Here is a 12,132-nt window from a genome sequence, read left to right on the forward strand (position 1 = left end):
TTACTTTTGGCGAAGCAAATTATAACCCTTTACCATGCTGCTCAAAAATCCATCGCGAAAGATCAACACGCCCTAGCGAATATGAGTAAAACCAAGCTAATTTTTCCGGCTTTGCTCATATTTTAATTCAGCTTGAAGTAACAAACAGCCAGGTAAGCAGCCTAATACCCTTCTCACAGCAGACAATAATCATCAACAAGACGATCTTTTCCACATCATTTTATGTGTATAAGTATAGATCTAAGCTCTTATTAACCATTAGTTATCCTCTATATAGTTTACAATCAATTACCATCTGTGGATAAACCATCAAGTTAAGCTCAGCATATACGGAGGCAGATCCCACCCTGTCCACATGAGATGATCAAGGTTAAGATCTTGATCTCATGATCATAAAGGGGGTTATCCACGGATCACGTGAGATCTAATATTAAGATCTAATAAGAAAGATCTTTAAAGATCTATATATATTTATTTAGATCCAAAGGGATTTTTTTAATGATCATTTGATCCTTCTCCCCAGCGCGATTAAGGGTTAGAATGCGCGGCTGTTTTTTAGATCTATGCTGTTTTGAGGATATATGAATTACCACGAGTATTTTGATGTGATCGTTGTTGGTGGTGGCCATGCTGGTACAGAAGCCGCTGCTGCTGCTGCTCGAATGGGACAAAACACGTTACTGTTAACTCATAACGTTGATACCCTTGGCCAAATGTCATGTAATCCAGCAATTGGCGGCATTGGCAAAGGGCATTTGGTAAAAGAGATCGATGCACTGGGTGGGATCATGGCGCAAGCCACGGATCTTGCAGGCATTCAATTTCGAACCCTTAATTCAAGCAAAGGCCCAGCCGTTCGTGCCACACGAGCACAAGCAGACCGAGCGCTGTACAAAGCCGCTGTCCGTAGCAAACTAGAAAACCAAGAAAATTTAAAAATCTTCCAGCAAGCTTGTGATGATTTGATTGTTGAAAACGATCGTGTTGTTGGTGTAGTAACCCAAATGGGTCTGAAGATCGGAGCTAAGTCTGTGGTATTAACCGTAGGTACTTTTCTAAATGGCCTAATCCACATTGGTATGGTTAATCACAGTGGTGGCCGAGCTGGCGATCCACCATCGATCTCATTGGCTCATCGTTTACGCGAATTACCACTGCGCATAGATCGCTTAAAAACAGGTACACCACCCCGTATTGATGCTAGAACTGTTGATTTCTCTGAGTTACAAGTGCAAGCGGGTGATAATCCAACACCGGTATTTTCATTTTTAGGATCTCGTCGTGATCACCCGACTCAGATCCCGTGTTTTATTACTCATACCAATGATCGTACTCATGAAGTGATCCGCAACAATTTAGATCGCAGCCCCATGTATTCAGGTGTGATTGAGGGGATCGGGCCAAGGTACTGCCCTTCCATTGAAGACAAAGTGATGCGCTTTGCGGATAAATCATCCCATCAGATCTTTATTGAGCCGGAAGGACTAACCACTCATGAGTTGTATCCTAATGGCATATCAACAAGTCTACCGTTTGATGTTCAAGTTCAAATTGTTCGCTCAATGAAAGGTTTTGAAAACGCACATATCACACGCCCTGGATATGCTATTGAGTATGACTACTTCGATCCACGTGACTTAAAACAAACTTTTGAAAATAAGTTTATTCAAGGTTTATTCTTTGCGGGTCAAATCAACGGCACTACCGGTTATGAAGAAGCTGGTGCACAAGGTTTGATAGCTGGTATGAACGCAGCATTAAGCGCACAAGGCAAAGAGGGCTGGAGTCCAGAGCGGGATCAAGCTTACATTGGCGTACTGATTGACGATCTTTCAACCTTAGGTACCAAAGAACCTTATCGTATGTTTACTAGTCGCGCCGAGTATCGTTTGCTACTACGTGAAGATAACGCTGATATTCGTTTAACCGCCAAAGGTCGTGAACTTGGTTTAGTGGATGATGTTCGTTGGCAAGCATTTAATGAAAAATTGGAACTCATTGAGACAGAGCGACAACGCTTAAAAGCAACTTGGGCGCATATGGGCTCACCTTATCTTGACCAATTGAATACTAAGTTAAAAAATCCATTAACCCGTGAGCACTCACTAGAAGAGTTATTGCGTCGTCCCGAGTTGACTTACGATTCTTTAATGGAAATTGAAGCATTAGGGCCTAAACTTGAGCACGCACAAGCCGCCGAGCAAGTTGAAATACAAATTAAATACCAAGGCTATATCGAGCGCCAGCAAGAAGAAATTAATCGTCAAAAACGTAACGAGCATACCGCTCTGCCAACTGACTTTGATTATTCAACTATTTCAGGCTTGTCTAATGAAGTGAAAGCTAAGTTAGCAGATGCACGTCCAGAAACAGTCGGTAAGGCCTCTCGTATTTCTGGTATTACCCCTGCTGCAGTTTCTATTTTATTAATTCATTTAAAAAAATTAGGCTTATTACGTAAAGCTGGTTAAGGGTTTACTCGTGCTAGAACAAAAACTGGACAATTTGATAAAAAAGACTGATTTATCGGTGTCCGATCAACAAAAATCACAGCTGATTGCCTTGGTCAACTTGCTGCATAAGTGGAACAAGGCGTACAATCTGACTTCAGTGCGTAACCCTGAAGACATGTTAGTAAAACATATTCTTGATAGCATCGTGGTTAGCCCTTATTTACAAGGACAACGCTTTATCGATGTTGGTACCGGACCTGGTTTACCAGGCCTACCTTTAGCCATTATGAATCCCGATAAAGAATTTGTTTTACTTGATAGCTTAGGTAAACGAATTCGCTTTATTCGCCAAGTGCTGTTAGAACTAGGCATTAAAAATGTCACGCCAGTACAAAGCCGTGTCGAGGAGTTTCATGATGAGGCAGGATTTGATGGGGTTTTAAGTCGTGCGTTTGCATCCTTACACGACATGTTGAAATGGTGTCCTCATCTACCTGCGAAACAGGGCGTTTTTATCGCCTTAAAGGGGCTATTACCTGATGAGGAAATAGCAAACTTACCAGATGGTTTTGAATTAGTGGCTACGCACAAGTTAACCGTTCCAGAGTTAGAAGGCCAACGCCATCTGGTTTTGATTAAAAAAGTGTAACGCCTGCTCCGGCAAGCTGTTCTATAGGGAACATCGTGGGAAAAATAATAGCGATTGCCAACCAAAAAGGCGGTGTTGGAAAAACCACCACTTGTGTCAACCTCGCCGCTTCACTAGCCGCTACTAAGCGCAAAATACTGGTTATAGATCTCGATCCTCAAGGTAACGCCACTATGGGTAGTGGTGTTGATAAGTACAATGTGGGGGCGACAGCTTACGATGTATTAATTGATGAAAAACCGATTTCTGAGGCGGTAGTGAAGGAAACTTCTGGTGGTTATCACCTCATTGCTGCCAATGGTGATGTTACCGCTGCCGAAATAAGGCTGATGGATTGCTTTGCCAGAGAGACTCGTTTGCGCTCTATGCTTGAAGCCGAAGCGAATAATTACGATTATGTGTTTATCGATTGTCCACCTTCATTGAATATGTTGACGGTCAATGCTTTATCTGCGGCTAACTCAGTATTAGTACCGATGCAGTGTGAATATTATGCGTTAGAAGGCTTAACGGCATTAGTTGATACCATTAGCAAGCTGGCTGCCGTCATTAATAGCGATTTAAAAATCGAAGGTATCTTGCGCACTATGTACGATCCTCGTAACCGCTTATCGTCAGACGTATCGGATCAACTGAAACTTCATTTTGGTGAAAAAGTGTACCGCACTGTGATCCCACGTAATGTCCGTCTAGCTGAAGCCCCTAGTTTTGGTGCGCCGGCAATGTATTACGATAAAGGTTCAAATGGTGCTAAAGCATATTTAGCATTAGCGGGTGAGATATTACGCCGCGAAGAACAACAACAAACTCAACTCGTTCATGCTTAGAGGCTGGTTATGACACTTCCTAAAAAACGCGGCTTAGGTAAAGGTTTAGATGCTTTACTAGGAACCAGTACAGCTGCTCGTCATGCTCAAGTTCAAGCTGATATTAGTCGAGATAATGCACAGCAGCGAGCCAATGAAACACAAGGCCGTTTATGCGATTTACCGGTGGCTGCGCTTCATTCGGGTAAATATCAGCCACGTAAAGACATGTCACCCGATGCCCTTGAAGAGCTTGCTAACTCGATTCGAGTGCAAGGGGTTATTCAGCCAATCATTGTTCGTGAAATGGGTGATGAGCAATATGAAATCATTGCCGGTGAACGTCGCTGGCGTGCAGCTAAACAAGTGGGCCTTACATCTGTGCCTTGTGTGGTGAAAGATGCTAGCGATGAAGCTGCTGTCGCAATTGCGTTGATCGAAAATATTCAGCGTGAAGATTTAAATGCCATGGAAGAAGCGGTGGCATTACAGCGTTTGATGCAAGAGTTTGAATTGACCCATCAAGAAGTGGCGACGGCGGTTGGTAAGTCACGTACCACTGTAACAAATTTACTTAGACTTAACAGTTTGAATGATGATGTTAAAATCTTGTTAGAGCATGGTGACTTAGATATGGGGCATGCGCGAGCGCTTTTAGGTTTGACTGGTGAACTACAATCGGAAATAGCACAGCAAGTTGTTGCTAAGGGGTTGACGGTTCGTGAAACGGAAAAATTAATTAAGCAACAACAAGCTCCAGTTTCGGAAAAACCGAAAAAAGAAGCGGATCCAGCCCTTATTTCTATCGAATCTAAGGTTTCGGCCTTTTTAGGTTCGCAAGTATCTATAAAACAAGGAAAAAAAGGCTCTGGCAAGTTAGTTATTGATTATCAATCTGTGACTGAGTTGGACGATATTTTAGGTAAATTTATGCCAGAAAACGGCTGAAAGTCGTGTAAAACGGGGCTTTTGCAAAGCAATTAGCTTTTTGTGAAGTCCCGCGTATCTCAAATTCCCGCAAAACCCCTGTAATCAATGCTTTCCCGAGTTGCATTCAATCACTTTCCAAGTATAATTTGTGGCGTTTTTTGTACAGTTGAATGATTGTATTATCCAAGTGTTAATAATTCATTCACAAACATTAAACTAAGCTGGGAGAACTGAGTGTCTGGGAAGTTAGTGGATCAAAGCCGTCAGGCTGCACTGAAACATGTTGGCTTTCAGGCATTATTGGTGTTAGCGGTAACACTTATCTGTGGATTGGCATCAGGACTGCATGCAGGTTTATCTGCATTAGTCGGCGGTGCTATTTACATTGTTCCGAACCTAGTTTTTGTTTGGCTCGCTTTTGCTTATGCAGGTGCAAGACAATCAAAAAGTGTGGTCATGAGCTTGTACCTCGGAGAGGTGGTGAAGTTAATACTAACTATTGTGATGCTGGCCATCGCATTAGCATGGATGGAGTTAGATATTTTTTCGCTTTATTTGGCTTTTGCTGTGGCGTTGGTTGCGCAATGGAGTATTCCTTTCTTTTTTAACCATAACAGCGGGATGAAAAATGGCTGCTCAAGGTGAAGCATTAACAGCTTCCGGTTATATCCAACACCATCTGACCAATTTGGCAGTGGGTGAAGGGTTCTGGACTTGGCACATTGACTCACTCCTGTTTTCAGTAGGCTTAGGTGCTCTGTTCTTGTGGGTTTTCTACAAGGTTGGGCAAAAAGCAACGGTTGGTGTCCCTGGTAAACTTCAATGTTTTATTGAAATGCTAGTGGAGTTTGTAGACGGTGTGGTGAAAGAATCATTCCATGGTCGCAATCCGGTTATCGCACCACTAGGTTTAACCATATTCGTCTGGGTTTTCCTGATGAATACAATGGACTTAATACCGGTTGACTTTATACCTCATGCCGCCGCACAGATGGGTGTTCCTTACCTAAAAATTGTACCGACAACTGACTTGAACATTACACTAGGTTTATCCCTAAGTGTGTTCTTCTTGATTGTTTACTACAGCATTAAGGTTAAGGGAATAAAAGGGTTTACGAAAGAATTAACCCTACAACCTTTCAATCACTGGGCGCTTATTCCAATTAACTTTGTATTGGAATCAGTCACCTTGATTGCGAAGCCTATATCGTTAGCGCTTCGTTTGTTCGGTAACCTGTACGCAGGTGAGTTGATCTTTATTCTGATTGCATTACTACCATGGTGGAGCCAATTCGTACTTTCTGTACCTTGGGCTATTTTCCATATTTTAGTAATTGTACTACAGGCCTTTATTTTCATGATGCTGACGATTGTATATCTCAGTATGGCTCATGAAGATCACTAAATTTTTTAATTAATTTTTTTACAAAAAAGTTTTATTCAAACGGAGAGAAAAATGGAAACTGTAATCGGCTTTACTGCTATCGCTGTTGCAATCATGATCGGTCTGGCTGCACTAGGTACTGCAATCGGCTTCGCAATCTTAGGTGGTAAGTTCCTAGAAGCTTCTGCTCGTCAACCTGAGCTAGCGCCTGCACTACAAACTAAAATGTTCATCGTTGCTGGTCTACTTGATGCGATCTCTATGATTGCTGTGGGTGTTGCACTGTTCTTCGTATTTGCAAACCCATTCCTAAGTCAACTTGGCTAATATTAGTTTCCTTAATTAAGGAGGTGTGTCGTTATGAGTATTAACGCTACCCTACTAGGCCAAGCGATCTCATTCGCATTATTTGTATGGTTCTGCATGAAGTTCGTGTGGCCACCACTGATGAATGCGATTGAAGAGCGTCAGAAGAAAATTGCTGATGGTCTAGCCGACGCAAGTCGTGCAGAAAAAGATCTTGTACTAGCGCAAGCTAAAGCTGGCGAACAGCTTAAAGAAGCGAAAGCACAAGCAGCAGATATAATTGATGCAGCGAGCAAGCGTAGAAACCAAATTATCGATGAAGCTAAAAATGAAGCGGAAGCTGAGCGCGCCAAGATTATCGCGCAAGGCCAAGCTGAAATTGAAGCTGAACGTCACCGTGTAAAAGAAGAGCTTCGCAAACAACTTGCGGTTCTAGCTATTGCGGGTGCTGAGAAAATCATCGAGCGTTCTGTTGATGCTAAGGCAAGTGCTGACATCATTGACAAACTTGTAGCTGAACTTTAAGGGAGCGGGGCTTATGTCTGAATTGACTACAATCGCTCGCCCCTATGCTAAAGCAGCTTTCGATTTTGCCGTTGAAAAAGGTAACACCGAAACTTGGGCTGAGATGCTGTTTTTTGCTGCACAAGTAGCAGAAAACGAAAGCGTAGCTCAGCTGCTAAAAGGTGATAGAGCCGGCGCAGAGTTGACTGAGATGTTTTTAACAATCTGTGAAGGTCAACTCGATGAGAACGGTCAGAACCTAATTAAGGTGATGGCTGAAAATGGACGCTTGAGCGTTTTACCTTTGGTAAGTGAGCTTTACCTTGGCCTAGTGGCTGAGTTTAAGCAAGAAGTTGAAGCTGTTGTAGTTTCGGCGACTGAACTAACCAAGGGCCAAGAGGCTGATATTATTGCTTCTTTGGAAAAACGTCTCGCACGCAAAGTGAAGCTGAATTGTAGTGTCGATAAGTCGCTTATTGCGGGTTTAGTAATCACCGCAGGTGATTTAGTTATTGATGGTTCTGTTCGCGGTAAAATTGACCGCCTAGCAGACTCACTGCAATCCTAACGGGGAATGAGCATGCAACTGAATTCCACAGAAATCAGTGATCTGATCAAACAACGAATTGAAAACTTCAACGTTGTGAGTGAAGCTCGAAATGAAGGTACTATCGTATCTGTAAGTGACGGTATCCTTCGTATAAATGGCCTTGCTGACTGTATGCAAGGTGAAATGATCGAATTACCTAACGGTAACTATGCAATTGCATTAAACCTTGAGCGAGACTCAGTTGGTGCGGTTGTAATGGGTCCTTACCAGGATCTAGCCGAAGGTCAAAAAGTTAAATCTACTGGTCGTATCCTTGAGGTTCCAGTAGGTAAAGGTCTATTAGGTCGTGTGGTTAACACCCTAGGTCAACCTATCGATGGTAAAGGTCCAATTGAAAATGACGGCTTTTCACCAATCGAAGTGATTGCACCGGGTGTAATCGAGCGTAAATCGGTAGACCAACCTGTTCAAACAGGTATGAAAGCAATCGATGCGATGATTCCAGTGGGTCGTGGTCAGCGTGAGCTGATTATCGGTGACCGTCAAACAGGTAAAACCGCTATCGCAATCGATGCGATCATTAACCAGAAAAATTCAGGTATTTACTCTATCTATGTTGCAATCGGCCAGAAAGCGTCGACTATTGCCAACGTGGTTCGTAAGCTTGAAGAGCACGGCGCGCTAGCTAACACTATCGTTGTTGTTGCCTCTGCTTCTGAAGCAGCTGCACTACAATACCTAGCGCCTTACTCTGGTTGTACCATGGGTGAGTACTTCCGTGACCGTGGTGAAGACGCGTTGATCGTATATGATGATCTATCTAAGCAAGCTGTTGCTTACCGTCAGATCTCACTATTGCTTAAGCGTCCACCAGGCCGTGAAGCATACCCAGGTGATGTATTCTACCTTCACTCTCGTCTACTTGAGCGTGCTGCTCGTGTTAACGAAAACTATGTAGAAAAATTCACTAACGGTGAAGTGAAAGGTAAAACCGGTTCTTTGACTGCGTTACCTATCATTGAAACTCAAGCGGGTGACGTATCTGCGTTCGTACCAACAAACGTAATCTCTATTACTGACGGCCAAATCTTCTTAACGACTGAACTGTTTAACAACGGTATTCGTCCAGCGGTAGATCCAGGTATCTCAGTATCTCGTGTAGGTGGTAGCGCTCAGACTAAGCTGGTTAAAAAGCTGTCTGGTGGTATCCGTACTGCACTTGCACAGTACCGTGAACTAGCAGCCTTTGCTCAGTTTGCTTCTGACCTTGATGAAGCGACGCGTAAGCAGCTTGACCACGGTCAAAAAGTAACCGAGTTGATGAAGCAACACCAATACGCACCGATGTCAATTGTTGAACAAGGTCTGTCATTGTTTGCTGCTGAGAAAGGTTTCTTACGCGACGTTGAGCTAAGCAAAGTATTAGATTTCGAATCTGCATTACAAGCTTATGCGAAGAACGAGCACGGCGATTTCATTGCAGCTCTTAATGAATCAGGTGATTACAGCGGTGAGATTGAAGCTAAGCTAACAAGTATCTTAGAAAGCTTTAAATCAACTCAAACCTGGTAAAGCTGAACTGCATTAGCAGTCAGTATTTAATCATATAGGAGTTACAAAATGGCCGGCGCTAAAGAAATACGTAACAAGATCGCGAGTATTAAAAACACTCAAAAGATCACTGGCGCCATGGAGATGGTTGCAGCATCTAAGATGCGACGTGCGCAAGAGCGTATGTCAAGCAGCCGTCCCTATGCCGAAACAATGCGCAAAGTGATCGGTCACATCGCACTTGGTAAGCTGGAATATCAGCACCCTTACTTAGAAGAAAGGGAAGCTAAGCGCGTTGGCTACATTATCGTTTCTACTGATCGTGGCTTATGTGGTGGTTTAAACATTAACTTGTTTAAGCAGGCCCTTAAAGGCATGAAAGATTGGCAGGACAAAAATGCAGAAGTGGATATTGCTGTTATCGGTAATAAAGCAACTGCATTTTTTAATAGCCATGGCGGTAAGGTAGTAGCACAAGCAGGCGGTTTGGGCGATAGCCCATCAGTGAATGACCTGATTGGTTCGGTTCAAGTAATGTTGAATGCGTACAATGAAGGTAAGCTTGACCGTTTGTTTGTGGTGTATAACAAGTTTGTTAACACCATGGTGCAAAAGCCAACTATCGATCAGTTACTGCCTTTGCCAAAAGCTGAAGATGACGAAGAGTTAAGTAAGCACAGTTGGGATTACATCTACGAGCCAGCACCTAAGTCTATTTTAGACACGTTGCTGAATCGTTTTGTTGAATCTCAGGTTTATCAAGGTGTGGTTGAAAACCTAGCCTGTGAACAAGCGGCACGTATGGTGGCAATGAAAGCTGCAACCGACAACGCTGGTAACCTGATAGATGATCTACAACTAGTTGCGAACAAAGCTCGTCAAGCAGCCATTACTCAGGAACTATCTGAGATTTGTGGCGGCGCTGCAGCAGTTTAAGCAAGGTTTAATGAAGGTTTTAGAGGAATTGACATGAGTACTGGTAAAATCGTCCAGATTATCGGTGCAGTTGTGGACATCGAGTTTCCACAAGACAGCGTACCAAAAGTGTACGACGCACTGAAAGTCACAAGCGAAAGTCAAAACCAAGGCCTTGTGATGGAAGTTCAACAGCAAATTGGTGGCGGCGTTGTTCGTGCCATTGCGATGGGTTCTTCAGAGGGTCTACAACGTGGTCTAGAAGTGGTAAATACAGAAGCGCCTATCGCGGTTCCTGTAGGTACAGCCACCCTAGGTCGCATCATGAACGTATTAGGTGAGCCAATCGATGAAGCTGGTCCTATTGCGACAGATGAAAAATATGAAATTCACCGCGCTGCGCCTTCTTATGAAGACCAGTCAAGCAGCACTGAGCTACTCGAAGTAGGCATCAAGGTTATCGACCTAATTTGTCCATTCGCTAAAGGTGGTAAAGTTGGTCTGTTTGGTGGTGCTGGTGTTGGTAAGACCGTTAACATGATGGAACTTATCAACAACATCGCAAAAGAGCACTCGGGTCTTTCTGTATTTGCTGGTGTAGGTGAGCGTACTCGTGAGGGTAATGACTTCTACTACGAGATGGAAGAATCTGGCGTACTTGATAAAGTAGCCATGGTTTACGGCCAGATGAACGAGCCTCCAGGAAACCGTTTACGTGTAGCACTAACGGGCCTAACAATGGCTGAGAAGTTCCGTGACGAAGGTCGTGACGTACTACTTTTCGTAGATAACATCTACCGTTACACACTAGCGGGTACGGAAGTATCAGCACTACTAGGTCGTATGCCATCTGCGGTAGGTTACCAGCCAACTCTTGCTGAAGAGATGGGTGTACTACAAGAGCGTATCACTTCGACTAAGACGGGCTCTATCACGTCTATTCAAGCGGTATATGTACCTGCGGATGACTTAACGGATCCATCTCCAGCAACAACGTTTGCTCACTTGGATGCAACAGTTGTATTGTCTCGTAACATCGCATCGCTAGGTCTATACCCAGCAATCGATCCACTAGACTCTACTTCTCGTCAGCTAGACCCGCTAGTAGTTGGTCAAGAGCACTATGACACAGCACGTGGTGTGCAAGGTATTCTTCAGCGCTATAAAGAGCTGAAAGACATCATTGCTATCCTAGGTATGGACGAGCTATCTGAAGAAGATAAGCTAATCGTAGCCCGTGCACGTAAAATCGAGAAGTTCCTAACGCAAGAGTACCATGTAGCAGAAGTATTCACTGGCAACCCTGGTTGTTACGTACCTCTGAAAGAAACGCTACGTGGCTTTAAAGGTCTATTAGCTGGGGACTACGATGATGTTCCTGAGCAAGCATTCCTTTACGCAAGTGACATCGATTCTGTGCTGGAAAAAGCTAAGAACCTGTAATTAGGCAGGAGAGTGTTATGAGTAATCAAATGACTACGCATTTAGACGTCGTAAGCGCTGAAAAGCAAATATTCAGCGGTCGAGTAGAGTCTATCCAGGTTTCAGGTGCGGAAGGTGAGCTAGGGATTTTACCTGGCCATACGCCTTTATTAACGCCTATTAAGCCTGGTATGGTGCGTCTGGTTAAACAACACGGTCACGAAGAAGTGTTTTACGTGTCCGGTGGTATCCTTGAGGTACAACCTGGCGGTGTAACCGTTCTGGCTGATACTGCTATCCGAGGCGAAGACTTGGATCAAGCAAAAGCAGAAGAAGCGAAACGTGCTGCAGAAGACAAGATCAAAACATCACATGGTGATGTTGATTTTGCTCGCGCATCAGCTGAGCTACAAAAAGCGATTGCTAAGCTTCGTGTTATCGAACTAACAAAACACGTTAGACGTTAATACTCTGCAAATGAATAAAAGGCGACCTCAGGGTCGCCTTTTTTATGTCTAAAAAGCGCAATCTTGAGCGTTAAGTAGTCATATAGTTCTATATTTATACGATTATGACGAAAGTGTGAAAAACTTCAAAAAAAGCCTTGCACCAGAATCGAATCTCCCTATAATGCGCAACCACTGAGACGGCACAGCGCAAGG

At 43.6% G+C, this 12,132-nt stretch carries 13 protein-coding genes; all 13 read left to right on the plus strand.

Annotation, left to right across the window (positions count from 1 at the left end; translation table 11 throughout):
* Positions 1–581 precede the first annotated feature (581 nt).
* A complete protein-coding gene (mnmG, locus tag K1M91_RS20585) occupies positions 582–2,471 on the plus strand; it encodes a tRNA uridine-5-carboxymethylaminomethyl(34) synthesis enzyme MnmG (RefSeq protein WP_232804141.1) in 1,890 nt (629 codons plus the stop codon).
* 10 nt (positions 2,472–2,481) lie between these two features.
* Positions 2,482–3,102 carry a 16S rRNA (guanine(527)-N(7))-methyltransferase RsmG gene (gene rsmG / locus K1M91_RS20590; protein ID WP_232804142.1) on the plus strand — a complete coding sequence of 207 codons (621 nt, stop codon included), beginning with the start codon at positions 2,482–2,484 and terminating at the stop codon, positions 3,100–3,102.
* Between the two features lie 35 nt (positions 3,103–3,137).
* Positions 3,138–3,929, plus strand: a complete 792-nt coding sequence (locus tag K1M91_RS20595; RefSeq protein WP_232804143.1) for a ParA family protein — start codon at positions 3,138–3,140, stop codon at positions 3,927–3,929.
* Between the two features lie 9 nt (positions 3,930–3,938).
* Positions 3,939–4,856, plus strand: a complete 918-nt coding sequence (locus K1M91_RS20600) for a ParB/RepB/Spo0J family partition protein (RefSeq protein WP_232804144.1) — start codon at positions 3,939–3,941, stop codon at positions 4,854–4,856.
* A 216-nt stretch (positions 4,857–5,072) separates the two neighbouring features.
* Positions 5,073–5,483 carry an ATP synthase subunit I gene (locus K1M91_RS20605; RefSeq protein ID WP_232804145.1) on the plus strand — a complete coding sequence of 137 codons (411 nt, stop codon included), beginning with the start codon at positions 5,073–5,075 and terminating at the stop codon, positions 5,481–5,483.
* Positions 5,467–6,243, plus strand: a complete 777-nt coding sequence (atpB, locus tag K1M91_RS20610) for a F0F1 ATP synthase subunit A (RefSeq protein ID WP_232804146.1) — start codon at positions 5,467–5,469, stop codon at positions 6,241–6,243. The genes K1M91_RS20605 and atpB overlap by 17 nt, the downstream gene beginning before the upstream one ends.
* A 51-nt stretch (positions 6,244–6,294) precedes the next feature.
* Entirely contained in the window at positions 6,295–6,549 is a 255-nt protein-coding gene (atpE, locus tag K1M91_RS20615) for a F0F1 ATP synthase subunit C (RefSeq protein ID WP_232804147.1), read from the plus strand.
* 33 nt (positions 6,550–6,582) lie between these two features.
* Complete coding sequence (gene atpF, locus K1M91_RS20620) at positions 6,583–7,053, plus strand: F0F1 ATP synthase subunit B (protein ID WP_232804148.1); 471 nt, start codon at positions 6,583–6,585, stop codon at positions 7,051–7,053.
* A 13-nt stretch (positions 7,054–7,066) separates the two neighbouring features.
* Entirely contained in the window at positions 7,067–7,600 is a 534-nt protein-coding gene (atpH, locus tag K1M91_RS20625) for a F0F1 ATP synthase subunit delta (RefSeq protein ID WP_232804149.1), read from the plus strand.
* A 12-nt stretch (positions 7,601–7,612) separates the two neighbouring features.
* Positions 7,613–9,154 (plus strand): F0F1 ATP synthase subunit alpha, encoded by a 1,542-nt coding sequence (gene atpA, locus K1M91_RS20630; protein WP_232804150.1) that lies wholly within the window; start codon positions 7,613–7,615, stop codon positions 9,152–9,154.
* A gap of 48 nt (positions 9,155–9,202) precedes the next feature.
* Positions 9,203–10,069: a F0F1 ATP synthase subunit gamma gene (atpG, locus tag K1M91_RS20635; protein ID WP_232804151.1), complete on the plus strand. Its 867-nt coding sequence runs from the start codon at positions 9,203–9,205 to the stop codon at positions 10,067–10,069.
* A gap of 33 nt (positions 10,070–10,102) precedes the next feature.
* The gene (gene atpD, locus K1M91_RS20640) at positions 10,103–11,491 is read left to right on the plus strand and encodes a F0F1 ATP synthase subunit beta (RefSeq protein WP_232804152.1); all 1,389 of its coding nucleotides are present in this window, start codon (positions 10,103–10,105) and stop codon (positions 11,489–11,491) included.
* 17 nt (positions 11,492–11,508) lie between these two features.
* Complete coding sequence (locus tag K1M91_RS20645; RefSeq protein ID WP_232804153.1) at positions 11,509–11,937, plus strand: F0F1 ATP synthase subunit epsilon; 429 nt, start codon at positions 11,509–11,511, stop codon at positions 11,935–11,937.
* The last annotated feature ends 195 nt before the right edge of the window (positions 11,938–12,132 follow it).

It is taken from the genome of Motilimonas sp. E26 (assembly GCF_021278025.1).
Taxonomy (GTDB): Bacteria; Pseudomonadota; Gammaproteobacteria; order Enterobacterales; family CBDFNC01; genus Motilimonas.